This window comes from Micromonospora sp. NPDC005254, assembly GCF_042872525.1.
Classification (GTDB): domain Bacteria; phylum Actinomycetota; class Actinomycetes; order Mycobacteriales; family Micromonosporaceae; genus Micromonospora.
This window is the reverse complement of the sequence record NZ_JBIAKM010000005.1, coordinates 335,257-358,620: the sequence shown is the minus strand read 5'-3', so window position 1 is coordinate 358,620 and position 23,364 is coordinate 335,257. Positions and strand designations below refer to the sequence as shown.

17 protein-coding genes and 1 pseudogene are annotated in these 23,364 nt (G+C 72.7%); 7 read left to right on the top strand and 11 right to left on the bottom strand.

Translation table 11 applies throughout. The features are described 5' to 3' along the window. The first annotated feature begins 483 nt into the window (after positions 1 to 483). Positions 484 to 5,946 carry a carboxyl transferase domain-containing protein gene (locus ACFYPR_RS18080; protein ID WP_355068628.1) on the top strand — a complete coding sequence of 1,821 codons (5,463 nt, stop codon included), beginning with the start codon at positions 484 to 486 and terminating at the stop codon, positions 5,944 to 5,946. Between the two features lie 321 nt (positions 5,947 to 6,267). Continuing rightward, entirely contained in the window at positions 6,268 to 7,461 is a 1,194-nt protein-coding gene (locus tag ACFYPR_RS18075) for an endo-1,4-beta-xylanase (RefSeq protein WP_387260957.1), read from the top strand. Positions 7,462 to 7,506: 45 nt separating this feature from the next. Here ACFYPR_RS18075 and ACFYPR_RS18070 read toward each other — a convergent pair whose 3' ends face one another. After that, positions 7,507 to 7,836: an NIPSNAP family protein gene (locus tag ACFYPR_RS18070; RefSeq protein WP_387260954.1), complete on the bottom strand. Its 330-nt coding sequence runs from the start codon at positions 7,834 to 7,836 to the stop codon at positions 7,507 to 7,509. Between the two features lie 101 nt (positions 7,837 to 7,937). Between ACFYPR_RS18070 and ACFYPR_RS18065 the strand changes: the two genes are divergently transcribed. The 3 genes from ACFYPR_RS18065 to ACFYPR_RS18055 all read left to right on the top strand — a co-directional run bounded on the left by ACFYPR_RS18065 (position 7,938) and on the right by ACFYPR_RS18055 (position 11,785). Then, positions 7,938 to 8,843: an endonuclease/exonuclease/phosphatase family protein gene (locus ACFYPR_RS18065; RefSeq protein ID WP_387260952.1), complete on the top strand. Its 906-nt coding sequence runs from the start codon at positions 7,938 to 7,940 to the stop codon at positions 8,841 to 8,843. Positions 8,844 to 8,946: 103 nt separating this feature from the next. Next, positions 8,947 to 9,339 (top strand): hypothetical protein, encoded by a 393-nt coding sequence (locus ACFYPR_RS18060; protein WP_354861919.1) that lies wholly within the window; start codon positions 8,947 to 8,949, stop codon positions 9,337 to 9,339. 1 nt (position 9,340) lies between these two features. Then, a complete protein-coding gene (locus ACFYPR_RS18055) occupies positions 9,341 to 11,785 on the top strand; it encodes a DUF4132 domain-containing protein (protein ID WP_387261246.1) in 2,445 nt (814 codons plus the stop codon). 77 nt (positions 11,786 to 11,862) lie between these two features. Here the strand turns inward: ACFYPR_RS18055 and ACFYPR_RS18050 are convergent, their stop codons facing one another. From ACFYPR_RS18050 to ACFYPR_RS18025, 6 genes are all read right to left on the bottom strand, one after another. After that, the gene (locus ACFYPR_RS18050; RefSeq protein ID WP_387260949.1) at positions 11,863 to 12,477 is read right to left on the bottom strand and encodes a lactate utilization protein C; all 615 of its coding nucleotides are present in this window, start codon (positions 12,475 to 12,477) and stop codon (positions 11,863 to 11,865) included. Beyond that, positions 12,459 to 13,895, bottom strand: a complete 1,437-nt coding sequence (locus tag ACFYPR_RS18045) for a LutB/LldF family L-lactate oxidation iron-sulfur protein (RefSeq protein WP_354861942.1) — start codon at positions 13,893 to 13,895, stop codon at positions 12,459 to 12,461. Before ACFYPR_RS18045 ends, ACFYPR_RS18050 begins: the two co-directional genes overlap by 19 nt. A gap of 20 nt (positions 13,896 to 13,915) precedes the next feature. Next, positions 13,916 to 14,683, bottom strand: coding sequence for a (Fe-S)-binding protein (locus ACFYPR_RS18040; RefSeq protein ID WP_387260946.1), 768 nt, complete (start codon positions 14,681 to 14,683; stop codon positions 13,916 to 13,918). A gap of 19 nt (positions 14,684 to 14,702) precedes the next feature. Continuing rightward, the gene (locus tag ACFYPR_RS18035; protein ID WP_354861928.1) at positions 14,703 to 15,452 is read right to left on the bottom strand and encodes an SDR family oxidoreductase; all 750 of its coding nucleotides are present in this window, start codon (positions 15,450 to 15,452) and stop codon (positions 14,703 to 14,705) included. Next, on the bottom strand, positions 15,449 to 16,300 hold the full coding sequence (locus ACFYPR_RS18030) for a fumarylacetoacetate hydrolase family protein (protein WP_387260943.1): 852 nt from the start codon (positions 16,298 to 16,300) through the stop codon (positions 15,449 to 15,451). The genes ACFYPR_RS18035 and ACFYPR_RS18030 overlap by 4 nt, the downstream gene beginning before the upstream one ends. Positions 16,301 to 16,397: 97 nt before the next feature. Next, positions 16,398 to 17,213 carry a helix-turn-helix domain-containing protein gene (locus ACFYPR_RS18025; protein WP_387260940.1) on the bottom strand — a complete coding sequence of 272 codons (816 nt, stop codon included), beginning with the start codon at positions 17,211 to 17,213 and terminating at the stop codon, positions 16,398 to 16,400. Between the two features lie 137 nt (positions 17,214 to 17,350). Between ACFYPR_RS18025 and ACFYPR_RS18020 the strand changes: the two genes are divergently transcribed. Further along, complete coding sequence (locus tag ACFYPR_RS18020; protein WP_387184533.1) at positions 17,351 to 17,719, top strand: nuclear transport factor 2 family protein; 369 nt, start codon at positions 17,351 to 17,353, stop codon at positions 17,717 to 17,719. Positions 17,720 to 17,744: 25 nt separating this feature from the next. On the opposite strand, the gene ACFYPR_RS18015 is transcribed toward ACFYPR_RS18020, so the two are convergent. Both ACFYPR_RS18015 and ACFYPR_RS18010 read right to left on the bottom strand, forming a co-directional pair. Beyond that, complete coding sequence (locus ACFYPR_RS18015) at positions 17,745 to 18,629, bottom strand: MHYT domain-containing protein (protein WP_387184530.1); 885 nt, start codon at positions 18,627 to 18,629, stop codon at positions 17,745 to 17,747. Between the two features lie 166 nt (positions 18,630 to 18,795). Next, positions 18,796 to 21,597 (bottom strand): DEAD/DEAH box helicase, encoded by a 2,802-nt coding sequence (locus ACFYPR_RS18010; protein ID WP_387260937.1) that lies wholly within the window; start codon positions 21,595 to 21,597, stop codon positions 18,796 to 18,798. A gap of 86 nt (positions 21,598 to 21,683) precedes the next feature. Here ACFYPR_RS18010 and ACFYPR_RS18005 point away from each other — a divergent pair, with 86 nt between their 5' ends. Continuing rightward, a complete protein-coding gene (locus ACFYPR_RS18005; RefSeq protein WP_387260935.1) occupies positions 21,684 to 22,454 on the top strand; it encodes an HAD family hydrolase in 771 nt (256 codons plus the stop codon). 19 nt (positions 22,455 to 22,473) lie between these two features. On the opposite strand, the pseudogene ACFYPR_RS18000 reads toward ACFYPR_RS18005, so the two are convergent. Beyond that, positions 22,474 to 22,871: pseudogene (locus ACFYPR_RS18000) on the bottom strand (hypothetical protein). After that, positions 22,868 to 23,164 carry a hypothetical protein gene (locus ACFYPR_RS17995; RefSeq protein ID WP_354861940.1) on the bottom strand — a complete coding sequence of 99 codons (297 nt, stop codon included), beginning with the start codon at positions 23,162 to 23,164 and terminating at the stop codon, positions 22,868 to 22,870. The pseudogene ACFYPR_RS18000 and the gene ACFYPR_RS17995 overlap by 4 nt, the downstream one beginning before the upstream one ends. Between the last annotated feature and the right edge of the window lie 200 nt (positions 23,165 to 23,364).

The following is a 23,364-nucleotide window of genomic DNA, read 5'->3' as shown; positions in this document are numbered from 1 at the left end:
TCCGTTCGTTCAGAGGGGCCGGCATGTAAGGGCGGGGTCGCCGCGAATTGAGCGCTTCGGCTCGGTCCGGATCAGGTGAGGTTAGGCAGAGAGCGACTCACGCGCCCGCTGGTCGATGTGCTCCGTGCCGGCCCGTGCGCGACGACTCTGCAGGAACTCTCGCACGTCATCCCGGTGACTCACCCCTCCACGCTACGACTGGGCGGTACGGCGTATGCGGGCCAGCCGAGCCGTCCCGGCGGCTATGGAGAAAAGGTGGCAAACACCCCGAAGGTGACGTCTGGGCATTCACGCCGAGGATCGGGCGGAGATCGACGCCCGCGGCTCGACAGCCAAAAAGTTTTGTTGGGTTCCTACAACACAGCGACGGTTGGTTCGGCGGTTGCGCCATGGCGCTGTCCGTCCGGAGCCGGAAAAGTGACCACTGCCGGGAGCCGTCGACGTCCGGCACGCACATCATGGTCTACCAAAGGGGTCAGTCGGGTGTTCAACCGTGTCGCCATCGTCAACCGTGGTGAAGCCGCCATGCGGCTCATCCACGCGGTCCGAGAGCTGGCCGCGGAGACGGGCAGCCGGATCGAGACGGTCGCCCTCCACACCGACGTCGACCGCACGGCCACCTTCGTACGCGAGGCGGACATCGCGTACGACCTTGGTCCGGCGTCCGCCCGCCCGTACCTGAACCTGGCGACGCTGGAGCGCGCCCTGACCGAGACCGGCGCCGACGCCGCGTGGGTCGGTTGGGGCTTCGTTGCCGAGGATCCGGCGTTCGCGGAGCTGTGCGAGAAGATCGGGGTCACGTTCGTCGGGCCGAGCCCGGAGGCCATGCGCCAGCTCGGCGACAAGATCGGTGCGAAGCTGCTCGCCGAGGAGGTCGGCGTGCCGGTCGCGCCGTGGAGCCGCGGCGCCGTCGAGACCCTGGACGCCGCCCGGGCGGCGGCGGCCGAGATCGGCTACCCGCTCATGCTGAAGGCGACGGCCGGCGGCGGCGGGCGCGGCATCCGCGTGATCACGAACGAGACCGAACTCGCCGACGCGTACGAGCGCACCAGCCAGGAGGCGGCGCGGGCGTTCGGCAGCGGCATCGTGTTCCTGGAGCGTCTGGTCACCGGCGCCCGGCACGTCGAGGTCCAGGTGATCGCCGACGGCCAGGGCACCGCGTGGGCGCTCGGCGTGCGCGACTGCTCGGTGCAGCGGCGCAACCAGAAGGTCATCGAGGAGTCGGCCTCGCCGGTGCTCGACGCGTCCCAGGCGGCCGAGCTGAAGACCTCGGCGGAGCGGCTCGCCGTGGCGGTCGGCTACCGGGGCGCGGCGACCGTCGAGTTCCTCTACCACCCCGGCGACCGGCTGTTCGCGTTCCTGGAGGTCAACACCCGCCTGCAGGTCGAGCACCCGATCACCGAGCTGACCACCGGATTCGACCTGGTCAAGGCGCAGCTGCACGTCGCGTCCGGCGGCCGGCTCGTCGGCGAGCCGCCGGCCGAGCGGGGGCACGCCATCGAGGCCCGGCTCAACGCCGAGGACCCCGACCGGGACTTCGCGCCGTCACCGGGGCGCATCGCGCGGCTGGACCTGCCCGCCGGCCCGGGTATCCGGGTGGACACCGGCGTGAGCGAGGGCGACACCATCCCGGCCGACTTCGACTCGATGATCGCGAAGATCATCGCGTACGGGCGTGACCGCGACGAGGCGCTCGGCAAGCTGCGCCGGGCGATGGCCAACACCACGGTGATCATCGAGGGCGGCGCGACTAACAAGAGCTTCGTGCTCGACCTGCTCGACCAGCCCGAGATCATCGACGCCAGCGCCGACACCGGCTGGATCGACCGGGTCCGGGGCGAAGGCCGACTCGTGACGCACCGGCACTCCGCGGTCGCCCTGGCCGCCGCCGCCATCGAGTCGTACGAGGAGGAGGAGCGCGCCGAGCGGCAGCGGCTGCTGTCGACCGCCGCCGGTGGCCGCCCGCAGGTGCAGCACGCCAGCGGCCGGCCGCTGGACCTCAAGCTGCGCGGGGTCACCTACCGGATGCGGGTGGCGCGGATCGGGGCGCACCGGTTCCGCGTCGGCATCGAGGCGGGCGGCGCCGAGCGCACCGCCGACGTCGAGCTGGACCGCTTCGACCGGCACACCGGCCAGATCGTCGTCAACGGCATCCGGTACCGCCTGCTCACCGGCACGCACGGGCCGACCCACCTCGTCGAGGTTGACGGTGTGACGCACCGGGTCAGCCGCGACGAGGGCGGCGTCCTGCGCTCCCCCATGCCCGCGCTTGTCGTCGCCACTCCGCTGGAGGTCGGCGCCGAGGTCGAGGCGGGGGCGCCGGTGCTGGTGCTGGAGGCCATGAAGATGGAGACGGTGCTGCGCGCGCCGTTCAAGGCCCGGCTCAAGGAGTGCGCCGTCTCGGTGGGCAGCCAGGTGGAGGCGGGCGCGCCGCTGCTGCGGCTGGAACCGCTCGCCGACGAGGCCACCGAGACCGCGGCCGGCCCGAGCGTCGCCAGCGTCGAGCTGGACCTGCCCGCCGCCGACGACAACGCGGGGGCGTACGAGCGCAGCCGGCGCGGTCAGGAGGATCTGCGCGGCCTACTGCTCGGTTTCGACGTGGACCCGCACGACGACCGCAGGGTGCTTGACGACTACCTCGTGGTGCGACGGTTGGCCGCCGAGGACGGGCACCGACCGCTGGCCGCCGAGGTGGACCTCGTCGACGTGTTCGCCGACCTGGCCGAGCTGAGCCGGAACCGGCCGACCGGCGAGGACGGCGGCGCCCACGTCCGCAGCGCCCGGGAGTACTTCCACACCTACCTGCAGAGCCTCGACGTGGAGCGGGCCGGGCTGCCCGACGCCTTCCAGGCCAGGCTCGCCAAGGCACTGAGCCACTACGGCGTCACCGACCTGGAGCGCTCCCCCGGCCTGGAAGCCGCCGTGTTCCGGATCTTCCTGGCCCAGCAGCGCGCGTCCGCCGACGCCACAGTCGTGGCGTCGCTGCTGCGCGAGTGGCTGCGGGAGACCCCGCCGGACGAGTCGCTGCGCGAGCCGGCCGGTCTGGCGCTGGAGCGGCTGATCGCCGCGACGCAGGTCCGCTTCCCCGCCATCGCCGACCTGGCCCGGGGCGTGGTGTTCGCCTGGTTCGCGCAGCCGCTGCTGCGCCGCAACCGGGCCCGCGTCTACGCCCAGATCCGGGCGCACCTGCGACACCTGGACGCGCACCCGGACGCCCCCGACCGCGCCGAGCGCATCGCCGAGATGGTCCGCAGCACCGAGCCGCTGGTGCGTCTGCTCGGCCAGCGCCTGGTCCGTGACCACCTGGACAACACAATCATGCTGGAGGTGCTCACCCGCCGCTACTACGGCAACAAGGCCCTCACCCGGGTGCGGACCCGCGAGGTCGCCGACTGCGCCTTCGTGGTCGCCGAACGCGCGGACTCCAGTGTGGTCTCCACGGCGGTAAGCTTCGACGCGCTGGGCGGGGCGCTGCGTGGGCTCGCCGAGCTGGCCGGCGACGAGGACTCCGTCGACGCCGACATCTACCTCGGCTGGGAGAACCAGCCGGAGGACTTCGACGCGATGGCCGCCGCGCTGCTCCAGGTGATCACCGCACATCCGCTTCCGGCGCAGGTCCGCCGGCTCACCGCCACCGTCGCGGGTCGCGGCGGGGCGGTCATGCACCACCACTTCACCTTCCGCCCGTCGGACGGCGGAATGGTCGAGGACCGGCTGATCCGCGGTCTGCACCCGTACATCGCGCAGCGGATGCAGCTGGAGCGGCTGCACAAGTTCGACCTGACCCGGCTGCCGTCGTCCGACGAGGAGGTCTACCTCTTCCAGTGCGTGGCGCGGGAGAACCCGGCGGACGAGCGTCTCGTGGCGTTCGCCCAGGTGCGCGACCTGACCGAGCTGCGCGAGCAGGACGGCCGGCTGGTGGCGCTGCCGACGACCGAGGACGCCATCGCGGCCTGCCTCGACTCGATCCGCCGGGCCCAGTCGCGGCGGCCGTCGAAGACGCGCTTCACCACCAACCGGATCGTCGTCTACGTCTGGCCGCCGAGCGAGCTGACCCGCGAGGAGATGGAGATGATCGCCGGGCGCGTGCGTCCGACGACAGTGGGCGCCGGGCTGGAGGAGATCCTGTTCATCGCGCGGCAGCGCGACCGTCGCACCGGCGAGCTGACCAAGATCGCGGTACGGATCTCGTTCGACGCCGCGGGCGGCGCGGAGCTGGCCGTCGGCACGCCCCCGGTCGAGCCGGTCGAGCCGCTCGATGAGTACCGGCTGAAGGTGCTGCGGGCCAGCAGCCGCAACACGGTGTACCCGTACGAGTTGACCAGCCGGCTCGGTGACTTCGTCGAGTACGACCTCGACGACGCGCACGCGCTAATTCCGGTGGACCGGCCGAAGGGGCGCAACCGCGCCGCGATCGTCGCCGGTGTCGTCACCACGCCGGCCACGCTGCATCCGGAGGGTGTCACCCGGGTCGTGCTGCTCGGCGACCCGACGAAGTCGTTGGGCGCCCTGTCCGAGCCGGAGTGCCGGCGGGTGATCGCCGCGCTGGACCTCGCGGAGCGGATGCGGGTGCCGCTGGAGTGGTGGGCGCTGTCCGCCGGCGCCCGGATCTCGATGACCTCGGGTACGGAGAACATGGACTGGGTGGCCGCCGCCCTCAAGCGGATCGTCGAGTTCACCCAGGCCGGTGGCGAGATCAACATTGTGGTGGCGGGCATCAACGTCGGCGCGCAGCCGTACTGGAACGCCGAGGCCACGATGCTCATGCACACCAAGGGCGTCCTGGTGATGACGCCGGACTCGGCGATGGTGCTCACCGGCAAGCAGTCGCTCGACTTCTCCGGCGGGGTGTCCGCCGAGGACAACTTCGGCATCGGCGGCTACGACCGGGTGATGGGGCCGAATGGGCAGGCGCAGTACTGGGCGCCGAACCTGACCGCCGCGCGGGACGTGCTGATGGCCCACTACGAGCACACGTACGTCGCGCCCGGCGAGGACGCGCCGCGGCGGGCGAGCACCACCGACCCGGTGGACCGCGACGTCTCCACGTTCCCGCACGACGTGGCGGGCAGCCCCTTCCGCACGGTCGGTGAGATCTTCTCCGCCGAGGCCAACCCGGACCGCAAGAAGCCGTTCGACATCCGGACGGTGCTGCGGGCCCTCGCCGACCAGGACCACCCGGTGCTGGAGCGGTGGGCGGGCATGGCCGACGCCGACACCGCGGTCGTGCAGGACGCCCACCTCGGCGGCATCCCGGTGTGCCTGCTCGGCATCGAGTCCCGGTCGGTGCCGCGGCGCGGGTTCCCGCCCACCGACGGCCCGGACACCTACACGGCGGGCACGTTGTTCCCCCGCTCGTCGAAGAAGGCCGCGCGGGCCATCAACGCCGCCAGCGGCAACCGGCCCCTGGTCGTGCTGGCGAACCTGTCCGGCTTCGACGGCTCGCCGGAGTCGATGCGCAAGCTGCAACTGGAGTACGGCGCCGAGATCGGCCGGGCGATCGTGAACTTCCAGGGCCCGATCGTCTTCTGCGTGATCTCGCGCTACCACGGCGGCGCGTTCGTGGTGTTCTCGAAGGCGTTGAACCCGAGCATGACGGTGCTCGCGCTGGAGGGGTCGTTCGCCTCGGTGCTCGGCGGCGCTCCCGCCGCGGCGGTGGTGTTCTCCGCCGACGTCAACGCCCGTACGGCCGCCGACGAGCGGGTGCGAGCCCTGGAGGCCCGCGTCGCCGCCGCGGCCGGCACCGAGCGCGCCGCGCTGGCCGCCGAGCTCGACGAGCTGCGCTCGTCGGTGCGGGCGGAGAAGCTCGGCGAGGTGGCCACGGAGTTCGACCGGGTGCACAACATCCAACGCGCCGTCGAGGTGGGCTCGGTGGACGCCGTCATCCGCGCCGCCGAGCTGCGTCCGCGCGTCATCGAGGCCATCGAGGCGCGTCTGCGCGGCTGATCAGCTGCCGATCCCGCATGGTGGGGACGGCGCCGACCCATCCCGGTCGGTGCCGTCCCCACTGCCGTTGGCAGGCCGGCCGCACCGCGCACCCGTCGAAACTTTCATCTGATGACTCTCCACAGTCGCGCAGCTCACCCGAGTTTTTTCCGGAAGTTTTCAGAGTTGACGAGCCCCATCGACGGCCATAATGTTTCGAACGAGTTTCCGGTGCTTCGGAGAGCACCACCGAACCCGAGACCGCACCCCGCCCACTCATCCCCGGGCCGCACCCTCCCTTCAAAGATCGACGTTTGTCGATCATGCTCGAAAGGAAGGCAGATGAAGCCAAGACGGTGGATCAGCGCCGGCCTCGTCGCCGTCGCGACCGCTGCGGCGTTGAACGCGATGCCGGCCACCGCGAGCCGGCCGTACGACCCGACCACGCAGAGCCTCGCGACCCTCGGCCAACGTCACGGCCTGAAGATCGGCACCGCGGTGAACGCGACAGCCCTCAACGACGCCAACGACCCGCAGTACCGCCGGCTGGCCGCCTCCGAGTTCTCCTCGGTCACGGCCGAGAACGCGATGAAGTGGGAGAGCCTGGAGCCCACCCGGGGCACCTACGACTGGACGGCCGCCGATCAGCTCGTCGAGTTCGCCAAGCGCAACAGGCAGGCCGTGCGCGGCCACGTGCTGGTCTGGCACAACCAACTGCCCGCCTGGCTGACCAGCGGCGTCGCCGACGGCAGCATCTCCAAGCAGGAGCTGCGTGAGCTGCTGCGCAAGCACATCACCACGGTCGTCAACCACTACAAGGGCAAGATCTGGCAGTGGGACGTGGTCAACGAGGCGGTCAGCGACCCCTGGGACACCCCGTCGACGTTGCACTACAAGGGCTTCTGGGCGCAGAACCTCGGCCCCGACTACATCGCCGACGCGTTCCGCTGGGCCCGCGCCGCCGATCCCAACGCGCTGCTGTTCTACAACGACTACAACATCGAGGCGTTCGGCTCGGGCAACCCCGCCGACGACAAGACGCAGTTCGTCTACGACATGGCCAAGAGGCTGCGCGCGCAGGGCGTCCCGATCGACGGCGTCGGCTCGCAGGGCCACCTGGGCACCCAGTACGGCAACTACGACACCCTGCAGGTGACCGCCGCCCTGAAGCGGTTCGCCGCGCTCGGCCTGGCCACCGCGTTCACCGAGGTCGACGTCCGCAGCGAGATGACCGAGGCGGTCCGGGCCGGCAACTCCGCCGAGATCAACCCCCGGTTGCAGGCGTCGGCCGCCAACTTCAGCGTGCTGATGAAGGCGTGCCTCGCCGTACGCACCTGCCTGTCGTACACCGTCTGGGGTTTCAGTGACAAGTACTCGTGGGTGCCGGACTGGTTCAACGACCCGCCCGAGGGTCTGGCCACCATCTACGACGAGAACTACCAGCCCAAGCGGGCGTACCAGGAGCTGAAGTCAGACCTGATCTTCGCCGGCCCGCCGTACGTCCTGCCGCGCATCGCGCCCAGGCCGCACCGCTGAACCGGCACGGGTCGTGCGGGGTCCACCCTCCCCGCACGGCCCGTGTCAGCGCGGCACGGCCAGGTCGTCATCCGGCAGGAGCGGGCGCATGAACGTCCGCTCGTAGCGCACCACACAACCCGACTCGTCGCGGATGGCGTCGGCCGCGACGAACTCCGGGTCGTCGCCGAACCGTGCGCGGTACCGCTCGTACGCCGCCAGGCTCTCGAAGCTGAACAACGCCTCGGCCCGGTCGCTGGCACCCTCGGCGGGCAGGAAGTAGCCGTGGTGCACGCCGCCGTGGCGGGCCACGAGCCGCATCCATGCGCGGGCGAACCGTTCGAACGCGTCGATCTGCGCGGGGTCGATGGTGTAGTGCACAACGCACGTGATCATTGATCCACCATAGGGCTCGCGCCGGGCCCTGCCGCGCGACGGCCGGCAGTAGGATCACGGGCACCTCGGCGAAGACTGTCGCCTGCCCTGCCGGAGCCCGCATGTCGACAGATCCGCCCGGCGACACCACCCGAATCCGAGGCGCGCTCCTCGGCCGCCGTGGCGCCGGCCCGTATCGCGCGATCCGCCGAGCGCTCGCCGCCGGCTGCCTCATCGCCGTCGCCGGGGTGCCGGCCCAATCGCCGGTGGCCGGGGCTCCCGCGCCCACGACGGTCCGGGTGCTGCAGATGAACCTCTGCAACAGCGGTCGCGCCGGCTGCTGGACCGGGCGGGCGTTGACCAGGGCCGCCGAGGTGATCAGGGCCGAACGACCAGCCCTGGTCACCCTCAACGAGATCTGCCGGGACGACGTGCCCACCCTGGAGGCGGTGTTCGCGGCCACCCACCGCGGCGCGGCGGTCGTGTCCGCCTTCCAGGCCGCCGGCGACCGCCCCAGCGGCGCCGACACCCGATGCCGCAACGGCCAGGCGTACGGCATCGGGTTGCTGACCCGGCTGCCGGCGGCCGACAGCCGGTACGCCGTGCACAGTGGAATCCACCCCACACAGGACGTCGCGGACCCCGAGGAACGACCCTGGCTCTGCGTCCACGTCGGCGGCGCCCTCAACGCCTGCACCACCCACCTGGCGGCGACCAGCCGCGCCGTCGCGCTCACCCAGTGCGGCCACCTGCTCGACGAGATCCTGCCCGCCATTCGTCGGAGCACCGGGTACGCGCCCACCGTGCTCAGCGGCGACCTCAACCTCCGCCTCGGCGACGACCCCGACGTACGGTCCTGCACGCCGCCCGGTTACCTGCGCGTCGGCGACGGCGCGGTGCAGCACATCCTGGCGAGCACCGACATCGTGCTCTGCTGCACCCGGTCGGTGGGCATGGGCGGGGCGACCGACCACCCCGCCCTGCTGGCCACCCTCGTCATCGAGGACACACGGCCGACCCGCCGCTGACGACAGCCGCCAGCGGGTGCGCTCGGCAGAACAGTTCCTACGGCGCTTCTCGTCGGAGGGTCGTGCCATGCTGCGGCTCATCTCAGAGCAGGGAGCACAGGGCATGGTCACGGTGATCGTTCGGGATGAGACAGCGACCGGCAGAGCCATCGAGAGCTGGCCGTTGGCGGGCCTGCCGGAGCGCATCTCGGCGCGGGAACTGGTCCGGCTGCGGGTGCGCGAGGAGGTGGCGCGGTTCAACGCCCAGCAGCCGCGGCACTTCCGGGGCCTGGTCCAGCCGACCGACACGGAGGCGACGCTGAACGGCTACCGGGTCACCCCGGGCAGGCGACTCGACTGGGTGGCGCAGGCGGATCGCGCCTGCGCCGCGTTCGCCCGTAACGGTTTCCTGCTGTTGGTCGGCGACCGCCAGATCGAGGACCTCGACGAGGAGATCGACCTGCGTACCGACCCGGACGTGGCGTTCGTCCGGCTCGTCGCGTTGGTGGGTGGCTGACATGGGCGACTGGACGGCGCTGCTGCCCCACCTGAGCGATGCGGACCGGCGACAGGTGGAGACCGGTGTCGCCGAGGCCGACGAACGGATCCGGGCGGTGTTGAGGATCGCGAGCACGTACTTCTGGGGTTCCTCGGTGACAAGCGTGCCGGAGTGGGCCACCGTCGAGTCGTGGCCAGCCGAGGAGCGTCGCCGCGCCGCCCTGGCCGTGCACCGGGAGTCGGCGAGCGGCTCGATCCCCACCGCGCTGAACGACGTCGTACGCAGCCTCGCCGCCGAGGACGTCCCGTTCACGCGGGCGGACCTGGTGTGGTGCCTGGACGTCCTCGCTCGCGGCGCCGGCTTCGACAACGGCGCCGACCTGGAGCTGCCCGCCCTGATCGCTCCGCGCCTGCCGGCCGCCGAGCTGGCCGACCTGGTGCCGGCGCTGTCCGCCCTGGTCAGTGAGCTGGTCGACGACTATTTCATCGCGGCGGGGCCCCGCCGACGTGCCGTGACGCTGCTCGGGCGGGCCATCGACCGGGCCACCGGCAGTCGCCTGCCGTCGTCGCTGTTGCACGGCGGGGACACCTTCGGGCCAGCCGTACGCGCCGACCTGGGCGCCGACCTCGTCGCGCCGGGGGTGCCGGAATTGCTGGAGCACTGCGCCGCGCTGGACAAACCGGCGGCGACCGCGAAGTGGCTGCGCCGCCTCGACGAACTACTCGCGGCCGCGCACGGCGGCCGGCAGGTCGTACGCCGGCTGCTCGACGCGTTCACCGCCCACGGCCGGACCGTCCACGACGACTCGGACCGCCTCCTGCGCGGGCTGGTCTGGGCGCTGTCGCGCGAGCGCGACGAAGGAGCGACGGACCTGCTGGCGCGGGTCACCGCCAGCGCGGCGGCAGCGCCGCGCCAGGCCGCCGGGTTCCCGTACGCCCCGCGCACGGCGATCGCGGCGGTACGACTGCTGACCGACCGCGACGGCGACGTGCCGCTGCGCACGCTGGCCCGGCTGGCCGTGACGGTGCGCAACAAGGCCGTGCGGAGCCGGGTCCAGGCCGCGCTGACCCAGCTCGGCGCGCGACGCGGGTGGACGCTCAGCGAGGTCATGGAGCTGACCGTCGACGACCACGGGCTCGGGCCCGACGGGTGCCTGCGCACACCGGTCGGCCCGTACGAGGCGACGGTCGAGATCGTGGGCGACCGGGCACGCCTGGTCTTCGCCCGCGACGGCGTCGCGCTCAAGGGCGTCCCGGCCCAGGTCAAGCAGGCGCACGGCGACGAGCTCACGCACCTGCGGGACGTCGTCAAGCGGATCGGCGCGACCCTGGTCAGCGAGCGCCAGCGGGTGGAGGGGCTGCTGTCGGAGGAGCGCACCTGGTCGTACCCGGACTGGTCGTCGCGCTTCCTCGACCACCCGGTCACGGCGACCTACGGGCGGCGCCTGCTGTGGGAGACCAGCACCGACGGCCAGCGCTGGACGGCCGGCCTGCCCCGACGGGACGGCGACGGGTGGACGATCGTCGACCGGGACGGCCGGTCCCTCACGCACGGGTCGGTCCGGCTGTGGCATCCCGTCCGCGCGAGCACTGCCGAGGTGCTGGCGTGGCGTGGGCACCTGGTCGCCGCCAGCCTGACGCAGCCGTTCAAGCAGGTCTTCCGGGAGGTCTACCCGCGCACGCCGGCCGAGGAGAAGACGCACACCTACTCCAACCGGTTCGCCGGGCACATCCTGCGCTACCGGCAGGCCAACGCCCTGCTGCGCGCCCGTGGCTGGCAGGCCGGCTACCTCGGCACCTGGGACGGCGGGTACGACAGCGAGGCCACGAAGGCCTTCGGCGGCGGGGCGTGGCGGGCGTCCTTCCACCACGCGCTGGTCGACAACCCGGATCCACACCACTACGACGTCGAGTACTGCTCCACCGACCAGGTGCGCTTCGCCCGACACGACGGGACGACCTGGCTGCCCGCCCCGGTCATCGACGTGCCACCGCTGGTGTTCAGCGAGGCCATGCGCGACGTGGACCTCTTCGTCGGCGTCACCTCGATCGCCACCGACCCGCAGTGGGCCGATCGCGGCGACGAACGGTTCTCCGCCTACTGGCAGCGCACGGTGGTCGCGGAGCTGACCCCGTCGGCGCAGGTACGCCGGGACGCGCTCGCGCGGCTGCTGCCCCGGATGGCCATCGCCGACCGGGTGGACCTCACGGACCGGTATCTGCGGGTCCGGGGGACCCTGCGCGCGTACCGGATCCACCTCGGGTCGGGCAACGTCATGATGGAGCCCGACGACGCGTACCTGTGCATCGTCGCCGCGCGCGCACAGACCGGGCGTCTGCACCTGCCGTTCGACGACGACCCCATGCTGTCCACGATCCTGTCCAAGGCGATCATGCTCGCCGCCGACGACCGGATCACCGACCCCACCGTGCTGAGCCAACTGCGACCCACGGAGATCGGCTGACGCCGACCGAGGTTGGTCGAGGGACATCCCGGTAAAGGTGTCTACGTAGCCGAGGGATGAGCTCAGGCCGGCCGGGGTCAGGGCAGCAGGACGACGTGCAGACGGCGCGGGCCGTGCACCCCCTCCACCCGGATCAACTCGATGTCGCTGGTGGCCGACGGCCCACTGATCCAGGTCAGCGGGCGGTGCGGCGTCAGTCGGGCCAGGGCCTCGGGCACGGTGGCCACCACCTGGTCGGCGCGGAGGACGCACACGTGCCGGTCCGGTAGGAGGCTGAGCACCCGGCGGCCCTGGTCGGGCGAGCCGTCGAGGACGATCGTTCCGGTCTGGGCGATGGCGACGGCGGCGGCGGTGACGACGGCGTCCGCGGCGCCGATCCGCGCGTGGTCGAGGCCGTCGTCGGTCAGCGTGGTCACCGTCGGCGGCAGCCAGGCGGGCGGCAGACCCGGCGGTACGACGACGGTGCCCCCCGCCGGCAGGAGGTCGGCGATCGTGTCGGCGACGGCGGCCTCGGCGACCCGGTGCACGTGCGCCCGGTAGTCGGTCAGCCGCTGCGCCAACTGGTCGAGGTCGACGGCGTCGGCCTGCCGGTAGTCGCGGGGCGCCGGCGGCGGCGCGGGGCTGCCGGTGGCGAGCGCGGCCCGCAGCCGGCCGAGGACGAGGTCCCGGGAGGTCACCGCCCGGCCCACCATTCGCGGAACGTCTGGGCCGGCGGGTCCGGCAGGTCCCGGCTGGCGGTCCAGCCGTTCAGCGGTGGGGGCAGCCCTCGGCCACGCCGACCGGCGAGCCGGCTCAGCCGCGCGGCGCGCTGCCCGGCCGCGTACAGCCGGGGTCGGTCCATCGTGTACGCGGCGGCGGCCATCGCGATCGACTCGGCGGTGGGCCGCGGTCGCGACTCGACGGCCTCGGCACGCAGGTGCACCAGCAGCTCCGGGATGTTGATTTTGACGGGGCAGGCGTCGTAGCAGGCGCCGCAGAGCGTCGACGCGTACGGCAGGGAGGCGTTGTCCTCGATGCCGGTGAGCTGGGGCGACAGCACCGCCCCGATGGGCCCCGGGTACACCGACCCGTAGGCGTGGCCGCCGGCACGCTCGTAGACCGGGCACACGTTGAGGCACGCCGAGCAGCGGATGCACCGCAGCGCCTGCCGGCCGACCTCGTCGGCGAGCACCGCGCTACGCCCGTTGTCGAGCAGGACCAGGTGGAACGCCTGCGGCCCGTCGCCCGGGGTCACGCCCGTCCACATCGAGGTGTACGGGTTCATCCGCTCCCCCGTCGACGCCCGCGGCAGCAGCTGGAGGAAGACCTCCAGGTCCCGCCAGGTCGGCACCACCTTCTCCACGCCCATGACGGTGATGAGGGTTTCCGGCAGGGTCAGGCACATCCGCCCGTTGCCCTCGGACTCGACCACGGCCAGGGTGCCCGTCTCGGCGACGGCGAAGTTCGCGCCGGACACCGCCACCGGCGTACTCAGGAACGTCTCGCGCAGGAACCGGCGCGCGGCGGCCGCGAGGGCCGCCGGGTCGTCGGTGAGCGCCGGGTCGACGCCGGGCATCTCCCGCAGGAAGATCTCCCGGATCTCGGCCCGGTTGCGGTGGATCGCGGGCACCAGGATGTGGCTCGGCCGGTCGTCGCCGAGCTGCACGATCAGCTCCGCCAGGTCCGTCTCGATTGGGGTGATCCCGGCCGCTTCGAGGGCCTCGTTGAGGCCGATCTCCTGGGTCGCCATGGACTTGACCTTGATGACCCGGTCCGCGCCGGCCGCGCGGACGAGGTCGGTGACGATCCGGTTGGCCTCAACCGCGTCCGCCGCCCAGTGCACCACGCCGCCGGCCTCGGTGACCTTCTCTTCGAGCTGTTCCAGCAGGTCGGGCAGGCGGTGCAGGGTGTCGGCCTTGATGGCCGCGCCCGCCGCGCGCAACTGCTCCCAGTCCGCCTGCTCGGCGATCACACCCGCGGACTTGGCCCGGATCGTCGACGTGGCGTGGCGGAGGTTGCGCCGCAGTTGCGGGTCGGCCAGGCTGCGCCGCGCGGCGCTCGGGAACGACTCGTCGCCGCGCAGGTGCCCCACGCCCGCCGGCGCGGTCACCGGTGGGGTGGTCGCCGGCATGCCGAGGAACGTCCGGCGGGTCACGACCGGACCGCCGACCGGGCGCTGACCGTGCCGCTCTGCTCGGTCGAGGCCAGGATCTCGGCGAGGTGCACGGTGCGCACCCCGGTCCGCAGTCGCGACAGGCCGCCGCCGATGTGCATGAGACACGAGACGTCCCCGGCGGCGCACACGTCGGCGCCGGTGGCGAGCACGTGGCGCATCTTGTCCGCCAGCATCGCCGTGGACGTCTCCGGGTTCTTCACCGCGAACGTGCCGCCGAACCCGCAGCACTGCTCCGCCGCCGGCAACTCGACCAGGTCGAGGCCGCGCACCGCGCGCAGCAACTGTCGCGGCCGGTCACCCACCCGCAGCATCCGCAGCGAGTGGCAGGTCGGATGGTAGGTGACCCGGTGCGGGTAGTACGCGCCCACGTCGGTCACCCCGAGCACGTCGACGAGCAGCTCCGACAGCTCGTACGTCCGCTCGGCCACCGACTCGGCCCGGCTGGCCAGCCGTACGTCGCCGGCCCGCCGGGCCACCATCGTGTGCTGGTGGCGCACCGACCCGACGCAGGAACCCGACGGCGCGACGATCACGTCGTACGGGTCGAAGACCCGCACGTGCCGGCGTACCAGGGGAACGGCCTCGCGCTGGTAGCCGGTGTTGACGTGCATCTGCCCGCAGCAGGTCTGCTCCGGCGGGAAGACCACCTCGTGGCCGAGCCGCTCCAGCAGCCGCACCGTCGCGGTGGCCGCCTGCGGGAACATGGTGTCGGCCAGGCAGGTCACGAACAGCGCGATCCGCACCGCACACCCCCGCCCGTCGTCACGGCCGGACCCGCAGATGGGTGAGGCCACCGTCGACGTCCAACACCGTACCCGTGGTCGACGCCGAGAGCGGCGACGCGAGGTAGACGATCGCGTTCGCGACCTCCTGCGGCGTGACCAGTCGTCCGATGGGCTGGCGGGCCTGCAACGCCAGGCGCTCGGCGGCCGGGTCGTCCGCCTGCGCCAGCAGTCGTCCCACCCAGGGCGTGTCGGCCGTGCCGGGGCAGACGCAGTTGAACCGGATGCCCTCGCGGACGTGGTCGGTGGCCATGGCGAGGGTCAGCGACAGCACGGCGCCCTTGCTGGCCGAGTAGAGCGCCCGGCCGGGCAGTCCGTTGAGCGCGGCGATGGACGAGAGGTTGACGACCGACGCGTGCTCCGAGCGGCGCAGCCAGGGCAGGGCCGCGCTGACGACGCGCGCCATGCCGACCACGTTGACGTCGAGCACGCGGTGCCACTCGTCGTCGGTCTGGTCGGCGACGGTCCCGGTCGCGCCGATCCCGGCGTTGTTGACCACCACGTCGATGCCGCCGAGCGCGTCGGCGGCCGCGGCGACAGCCTGTTGCACCGACGGGCGGCTCGACACGTCGGCGGCGATGCCGGCGATGCCCTCCGGCAGGCCGCTCGGGTCGAGGTCGAGGACGGCCACCCGGGCCCCCCGCTCGCGCAGCTCCACGGCGGTGGCGCGGCCGATGCCGGAGGCGCCTCCCGTGACCAGCGCGGCCAGCCCGGCGAACTCCGCGCTCATGCCGCCACCAACGTCTGGCGTGCCCGCCCCAGGCCGGCGACCTCCAGCTCCACCACGTCGCCGGCGCGCAGGTACGGGTGGTCCGGAAGGCCCAGCGCCACCCCGGCGGGCGTGCCCGTGTTGATGACGTCGCCGGGGTACAGGACCATGAACTGGCTGAGGTACCAGACGACGTGCGCGACCGGGAAGATCATGTCCTTGGTGGACCCGTCCTGGCGGAGAACCCCGTTGACCCACAACCGCAGCGCCAGCGACTGCGGGTCATCGACCTCGTCGGCCGGCACGAGGCTCGGCCCCAGCGGGTTGAAGGTCTCGCAGCTCTTGCCCTTGTCCCACTGGCCCCCGCGCTCCAACTGGAACGCCCGCTCGGAGACGTCGTGCGACGCCGCGTACCCCGCGATGTGCCGCATGGCCTCCTGCGGGGAGTCGGCGTAGCGGATGGTCGTGCCGACGACGACCGCGAGTTCGACCTCCCAGTCGGTCTTCGTCGAGCCGCGCGGAACGAGAACGTCGTCGTACGGCCCGACGATCGTCATCGGGTCCTTCATGAAGACCACCGGCTCGGCCGGCAGCGCCGCACCCGTCTCCGCCGCGTGATCGCGGTAGTTGAGTCCGATGCAGACGATCTTGTGAGGTCGGGCGATGGGAGCACCCACCCGCAGGCTGTCCGCGTCGGGCAGCTCGGCCAGCTCGCCACTGTCGAGCGCGACCCGCGTCCGCGCGATCCCGTCCGACGCCCAGAACGCCCCGTCCAGGTCTGCGGTGAGCGGCCGCAGGTCGAAGGTCGTACCGTCGCGTTGGACGACCGGGATCTCCTGGCCGCTCGGGCCGAGGCGCTGGAAGTTCATCTCACTCTCCTCTGTGTCCGGGCTGACCGGCGGGTGGCGGACACCCCCGCATTCAACACCGACACGCCCCGCGACCGGCACAGCGGGAGCACCTCGGTCAGCTCGGTGGGACCTCGTCGCCGGCCCGTACGCCGAGGGCGCGCAGCGTCGCCGCGTCGGCGGGGAAGAACGACTCGACGGCCAGCCCGGCGACGGTGACATCCAGCGGGGTGCCGAACACGGTGGTGGTGCTGAGGAAGGACAGTTCCCGGCCGTGGTGGCGGTACCGGAGTCCGACGGCGACCCGCGAGACCGGGTCGTCCAAAGCCTGCGAATGGCCGTTGCCGCCGGGATAGCCGCGCAGCTCCTCGTACAGGTCGTGCAGGGCCGCGTCGCCGGTGGCGGCGGCCGTCTGGCGCAGCCGGGTGAGCAGGTGCGTACGCCACTCGGGCAGGTTGCCGATCCGCGGGGCCATGCCGTCGGGGTGCAGGCTGAGCCGCAGGACGTTGACCGGAGGGACGAGCAGGTGCGGCGCCGCGCCGTCGGTGAACAACGCCACGGCGGGGTTGGCCTCGACGAGTTGCCAGTGCCGGTCGATGAGCGCCGCCGGGTACGGGCCGTGGCCGTCGAGGATCCGCCGTACGGCGGCACGCACCGGGGCCAGCTCCGGGTCGTCCAGCTCGTGGCGGGGGTAGGCGGGCGCGTACCCGCCGGCGAGCAGGATGGTGTTGCGGTCCGCCAGCGGTACGTCGAGCTGCTCGGCGAGCCGCAGGATCAGCTCGGGGCTCGGCCGGGACCGCCCGGTCTCCACGAAGCTCAGATGGCGAGCGGAGATCCCCGTCTCGATCGACAGGTCGAGTTGGCTCATCCGGCGGCTCTGGCGCCAGTCGCGCAGCAGCTCGCCGACCCGTCGTACCGGCCTGGTCGTCGTCACGCGACCGACCCTAGTGATCGCGCCGGCGCACGGACCATTACCTCCGACGTAATCGACAGCGCCCCGGGCGGGCCGCAACCATCTCTCCCGAGAGCGGCGCCCACCGCCGCTCGTCACCCGACGATGAGGAGAGAGCCATGGCTACGAGCTTCGACGCGCTGGCCGAGCGGTACATCGCGATCTGGAACGAGACCGACCTGGCCCGTCGCCGCACGCAGATCGCTGACGTGTGGGCCCCCGACGCCCGCTACGTCGACCCGCTCACCGTCGCCGAGGGCCGGGAGGCGATCGACGCGACGATCGCGGCGGTGCAGGGCCAGTTTCCCGGCATGACGTTCCGGCTGGCCGGCCCGGTCGACGGCCACCACGACCAGGTCCGGTTCACCTGGGAGTTGGGGCCCGACGGGGTCGAGGCGCCGGTCGTGGGCTTCGACGTCGCCGTGCTGGACGGCAACGGGCAGCTCAGCCAGGTGCTCGGCTTCCTGGACCGGGTCCCGGTGGCCTGATCACTCCCTCCCCGGGTGCTGAACGTCAGCGCGGCGGGGTGTCCCGGCGCGACGGGAACGGGGTGCCGGGGTGCCCCAGGGTGGAGCGCGCACGCAGCCCGACCGGGTCCGGAGCGGCCACCGGCGCAGCCGGGGCCGGCTCCGGTCCCCGGCGCGCGTCGAGGTACGCGGCGGCGGCCCGGTCGTCGTCGGTGGGCGCGGCGAGCAGGGCGTAGAGCAGCCCGACCACCCCGAAGATCACCGCCACGATGATCGGCACCAGCAACGCGCTCACCCTGGTGCCGGTCACCCCGTCCGCACGTTCGTGCAGGTGCACCGAGAGCGCGCTCATGCCGGTGAAGTGCATGCCGTTCACGGCGACGCCCATGACCAGCGCGGACGCGAAGATCGCCAGTGGGCGACGGACGGTCATCGCGAGCCACAGCGCGACGGTGGCGGCGACGACCGCGACGACCACCGAGAGGATGACGCGGGTGCTGTCGTAGCCGAGGCTGCCGTTGAGGCGCATCGCCGCCATGCCGGTGTAGTGCATGGCGGCGACGCCGACGCCGGTGAAGACGCCACCGGCGACGAGGCGTACCGGATTCAGCCGGCCGGTGCCGACGATGGCCAGGCCGATACCGACCGCGACCACCGCGATGGCGGTGCTGGCGGCGGTGAGGGGCACGTCGTACCGGATGCGGGTGCCGCCGACGGCGAAGCCGAGCATGGCCATGAAGTGCATCGCCCAGATGGCGGTGCCGCCGAGCGCCCAGGCGGCCAGCAGACCCCACCAGGCGCGCTGACCGGCGGTACGGGCGGTACGGATGCGACCGGCGCAGACGAGCCCGAGGATCGAGCCGAGCACGGACAGCGCGTAGCTCAGCGCGGGTGTGATCCACCCGTACTCAAAGTGATTGATGTCCGCCACGGCGGTCCTCTCCCCCATTCGTTACCGGCGCGTAAGTACGGCGCTCGGGCAATGATCAGGGGTGCCCCGACCAGGCGCAACAGCGCCCCCCGGGCTGTTCGGGGGGTGCCGTCGCGGTGACCGTCCGATGCGTCGGTTCGCGGGCGACGCTGACCGAAAATGATGATCAGGCGGAGGTGTGGTACGCCAGCACGCCCCGGTTGATGGCCGCTATCGCCTGTCGGGCGGTGGAGCGCAGCTCCGGCGAGGCGCCGCCGGAGTCGGCAAGTTGACCGAGCAGGTCGACCACCTGCCGGGCCCACCGGACGAAGTCACCGGCCGGCATCTCCCCGTCAATCTCGTGCCCGCTGCCGAGCACCTTGGCCAGCGCCTCGCCCCGCGCCCACCGGTAGACCGGCCAGGCGAAGCCGAGGTCCGGCTCCCGGGTCGCGGCCAGACCGCGCGCCGCCTCGTCGGCTTCGATCTCACCCCACAGCTTCAGCGTCTCGTCGACGGCGTCGGCCACCGGGCCGCGCGGCAGCGACGCCCGCTCGTCGACGTCGCGACGCGCCTCGAAGACCACCACGGACACCGCGGCGGCCAGCTCGGCCGGGGAGAGCCCGTCCCACACCCGTCGGCGCAGACACTCGGCGACCAGCAGATCCGCTTCCGTCCAGATCCGCCCGAGCATCCGACCGGCGTCGGTGACCACGCCGTCGCGGGCGAGGTAACCACGGTCGGTCAGCAGCGCGACGATCCGGTCGAAGGTCCGCGCGAGGGACCCGGTGCGCCCGGACACCCGCTCGCGCAGCTCCTCGGTGTCCCGCTCCAGCCGACGGCGCCGCTCCGCCCAGCGGGCGTGCTCCTCGCGCTCCGGGCAGGCGTGGCAGGGATGGTTACGCAGCTCGGTGCGGAGTTGGGTGAGCCGGTGGTCCTCGCCGGGCGCCTGCCGGGAGCGGCCACCGCGGCGACCGCCGTGCCGGTCCAGGCCGGTGCCGCTGACCTCGGCGGCCAGGTCCCGCCGGGCACCCGGCGAGCGGTGGTTGAAGTGCTTGGGCACCCGGATGCGGGCCAGCACCTCGGCCGGAGTGGTGAAGTCGCCGGGGCTGACCCGCCCCGCCCAGCGGTCCTGGGTGAGCACCAGCGGACGAGGCTCGCCGAAACCACCGGTCGCCGGGTCCAGCACGACGGCCAGGCCGGCCCGCCGGCCCGACGGCACGCGGATCACGTCGCCGACCCGCAGGCGCTCCAGCGACGCCACGGCGGCGGCCTTGCGCTGAGTCTGCCCCTGCCGGGCGATGGCCTTCTCCCGGTCGGCGATCGCCACCCGCAGCGCGAAGTACTCGTCGAAGTCGCCGTGATGGCAGGCGGCCTCCACGCCGTACGCCTCGATGGTCTCGGTGTTGCGCTGCACCTGCCGAGCCAGGCCGACCACCGACCGGTCGGCCTGGAACTGGGCGAACGAGGACTCCAGCAGCGCCCGGGCGGGCTCCGCGCCGACCGTGCCGACCAGGTTCACCGCCATGTTGTACGAGGGCCGGAAGCTGGAGCGCAGCGGATAGGTGCGGGTGGAGGCGAGCCCGGCCACGTGCCGTGGGTCGGTCTCCGGGGACCACACCACGACGGCGTGCCCCTCGACGTCGATGCCACGCCGACCGGCACGGCCGGTGAGCTGGGTGTACTCCCCCGGGGTCAGGTCGACGTGCGCCTCGCCGTTGTACTTGACCAGCCGTTCCAGGACCACGCAGCGGGCCGGCATGTTGATGCCCAACGCCAGGGTCTCGGTGGCGAAGACCGCCTTGACCAGACCCCGGACGAACAGCTCCTCGACGATCTCCTTGAACACCGGCAGCATGCCGGCGTGGTGGGCCGCGAGGCCACGCTCCAACCCGTCGAGCCACTCCCAGTAGCCCAGCACCGTCAGGTCCTCGCCGGGGATGGCGGTGACCCGGGACTCGACCAGCCGGCGGATCTCGGCCCGCTCCTCGGGCGAGGTGAGCCGCAGCCCGGCGGCCAGGCACTGCTGCACGGCGGCGGCGCAGCCGGCCCGGCTGAAGATGAACAGGATCGCCGGCAGCAGCCCTTCGCGGTCCAGCCGGTCGACGATGTCCGGGCGCATCGGCCCCCGCCAGCGGGGGCCGCGCCGACCGGCGCCCGGCCCGGCGCTGCGCCCCTCCCCCAGCTCCAGGCGGCGCATCTGGTCGCGTGTGTAGCGCAGCAACTCCGGGTGCACGTCGTGCTTGCGGGCGGCGTCGGCGTCGTGGAACAGGTCGAACATCCGCTTGCCGACCAGCATGTGCTGCCACAGCGGCACCGGCCGGTGCTCGCTGACCACCACGGCGGTCTCGCCGCGCACGGTGACCAACCAGTCGGCGAACTCCTCGGCGTTGGACACGGTCGCCGACAGCGAGACCAGGGTGACCGAGGCGGGCAGGTGGATGATCACCTCTTCCCACACGCCGCCGCGGAACCGGTCGGCGAGGTAGTGCACCTCGTCCATCACCACGTACGCCAGCCCCTGCAGGGTGCTGGACCCCGCGTAGAGCATGTTGCGCAGCACCTCGGTGGTCATCACCACCACGGGCGCGTCGCCGTTGATCGCGTTGTCGCCGGTGAGCAGGCCGACCTGCTCGGCGCCGTACCGGGCGACCAGATCGTGGTACTTCTGGTTGGACAGCGCCTTGATCGGCGTGGTGTAGAAGCACTTGCGCCGGGTCGGTGGCGTCGCGGCGTCGTCGGCCGCCGCCGGGTCGTCGGGCCGCCCGCGCAGCGCCAGGTGTACGGCGAACTCGCCGACCACGGTCTTACCCGCGCCGGTGGGGGCACAGACCAGCACGCCGCTGCCCCGCTCCAACGACTGACACGCCTCGCGCTGGAAGTCGTCGAGATCGAACCCCAGGTCCAGGGCGAACTCGTCCAGTGCCGGGAACTGCGCGGTCTGCGCGGCCCGGCGGCGCGCCGCTGCGTACCGCTCGGCGGGGCTCGACATGGCACCAAGATTAGTGCGTGCCGGGACAGTGCACCCCACAAGGCCGTCCCGAGGGGCCGTCGGCGGGGGTCGGTAGGGTGCACGGCGTGCCGGACCATGCCGAACCGCCCCAGACCAGTCCGCCGGACAGCGTCGCGGACGCCAGCGCCCCCCGGGCGTCCCGACGGCCCGTCAAGGCGGTGCTCTTCGACTTCCACGGCACCCTGGCCCAGGTGGAGGAGCCCCGACAGTGGGTCATCGAAGCCGCCGCCGCGTGCGGGGTCACCCTGGACCGGGTTCGCGCCACCTCGCTGGCCGACCGGCTGCTCACCGCCGGCCGCGCGGGCGGCCCCCTGCCGGCCCGGGTGCCGCCCCGGCTGGCCGAGCTGTGGGCCGACCGGGACCTCTACGCGCACGCGCACCGGGGTGCGTACACGGGGCTTGCCGAAACCGTGGACGCGGGCATCGAGGGTTTCGCCGACGCGCTCTACGAGCGGTTGCTCGTCGCCGAGGGCTGGCTGCCGTACCCGGACACCGCTCCCACGCTGGCCGCGCTGCGCGACGCCGGTGTGCGGGTGGCGGTGGTCAGCAACATCGGCTTCGACCTGCGGCCGCACTTCGACGCCTGGGGGTTGACCGACCTCGTCGACGCGTTCGTGCTGTCGTACGAGGTGGGGCGCTGCAAGCCCGACCCGGCGATCTTCTGGCGGGCGTGCGGGATGCTCGGCGTCGACCCCGAGCAGACGCTGATGGTCGGCGACAGTCCGGCGGACGCGGGCGCCGTCGCCGCCGGCTGCGCGGCGCTGGTGCTCCCGGCCGCCGACCCGGGCCGGGAGAACGGCCTCGGCGCGGTCCTGGACCTGGCCCTGCCGACCTGAGCCGCGCCCGCGGAAACCGTCAGGTCGGGATGTGGATGACCGGCAGCTCGCCGTCGCCGTACCGGTCCTCCCCGGTCAGGATCGAGGCGTCATGGTCGAGTACGGCCAGCACGTGGTGGCGAGATCGGCGCGACCCGTCACCGTCCGCCAGTAGCTGAGCTCGTGCCAGGAGCGCCCCTCGGTGGAGAGCACCGCACAGGCGTCCAGGGTCAGCAGCCGGTGCAGGGTCGCCCGTTCCTTCGGGTCGCTGACGATCGCCAGGGCCTCCGCCGCGGTCACGGCGGTGACACCGAACCTGTTGCGGTCCTGGATGACCTCGTGCAGCGGCTCCCCGACATGCACCGACCCCGCCAGATAAGCCAGCAGCGCTGACCGATCCAGCACGAGCCGAACCGGCCGGTCGTCCGCGGCGCTCACGCGGCCGGCTGGTCGGTGGTGTCCAGCAGGTGTTGGCGTGCCCGCTCACGCAGCGCATTCCGGCGCTCCGGCGACCAGTCGGCCTCAACGGCGGCACGACGGGCGCGCGCCTCGGCCACACCCTGCTCGGTGATCTGGATGCCCTGGTGGGCCAGCTCCGCGTCCAGGGCGTCCAGACGCATCCGGTCCCGGACGGCCTGGGTGATGTACGCGCTGGCGTTGGACTCGTGCTCCAGGCGCTCCGCCACGTCGGGTGGGACGGAGATGGACAGCTTCCGCATCGCGCTGGTCATACCCAAGACCGTACGCCGGTAGCACCGCGTCGGCGAACACCTACGGCCGTGTCCCGCGCTCGGGTGCGTGCGGGGTCGAAGGGCCACGCCGGGGCGGCCGGCCCCGAACGGCGGAAGCTCGCCGTCGTTCGGGTCAGCCGAGTCGACCCGGCATCCCTGCCGGGTCAGCCGGTGGCCGCCTCGGCGGCGGCGTGGTCGCG

Excerpts from the sequence above, each read along its gene's own strand:
- ACFYPR_RS18060 (WP_354861919.1), top strand. The coding sequence starts at position 8,947 with ATGGTCACGGTGATCGTTCGGGATGAGACAGCGACCGGCAGAGCCATC.
- ACFYPR_RS18075 (WP_387260957.1), top strand. The coding sequence starts at position 6,268 with ATGAAGCCAAGACGGTGGATCAGCGCCGGCCTCGTCGCCGTCGCGACC.
- ACFYPR_RS18065 (WP_387260952.1), top strand. The coding sequence starts at position 7,938 with ATGTCGACAGATCCGCCCGGCGACACCACCCGAATCCGAGGCGCGCTC.
- ACFYPR_RS18035 (WP_354861928.1), bottom strand. The coding sequence starts at position 15,452 with ATGAGCGCGGAGTTCGCCGGGCTGGCCGCGCTGGTCACGGGAGGCGCC.
- ACFYPR_RS18055 (WP_387261246.1), top strand. The coding sequence starts at position 9,341 with ATGGGCGACTGGACGGCGCTGCTGCCCCACCTGAGCGATGCGGACCGG.
- ACFYPR_RS17995 (WP_354861940.1), bottom strand. The coding sequence starts at position 23,164 with ATGACCAGCGCGATGCGGAAGCTGTCCATCTCCGTCCCACCCGACGTG.
- ACFYPR_RS18010 (WP_387260937.1), bottom strand. The coding sequence starts at position 21,597 with ATGTCGAGCCCCGCCGAGCGGTACGCAGCGGCGCGCCGCCGGGCCGCG.
- ACFYPR_RS18030 (WP_387260943.1), bottom strand. The coding sequence starts at position 16,300 with ATGAACTTCCAGCGCCTCGGCCCGAGCGGCCAGGAGATCCCGGTCGTC.
- ACFYPR_RS18050 (WP_387260949.1), bottom strand. The coding sequence starts at position 12,477 with ATGGTGGGCCGGGCGGTGACCTCCCGGGACCTCGTCCTCGGCCGGCTG.
- ACFYPR_RS18020 (WP_387184533.1), top strand. The coding sequence starts at position 17,351 with ATGGCTACGAGCTTCGACGCGCTGGCCGAGCGGTACATCGCGATCTGG.
- ACFYPR_RS18045 (WP_354861942.1), bottom strand. The coding sequence starts at position 13,895 with ATGCCGGCGACCACCCCACCGGTGACCGCGCCGGCGGGCGTGGGGCAC.
- ACFYPR_RS18070 (WP_387260954.1), bottom strand. The coding sequence starts at position 7,836 with ATGATCACGTGCGTTGTGCACTACACCATCGACCCCGCGCAGATCGAC.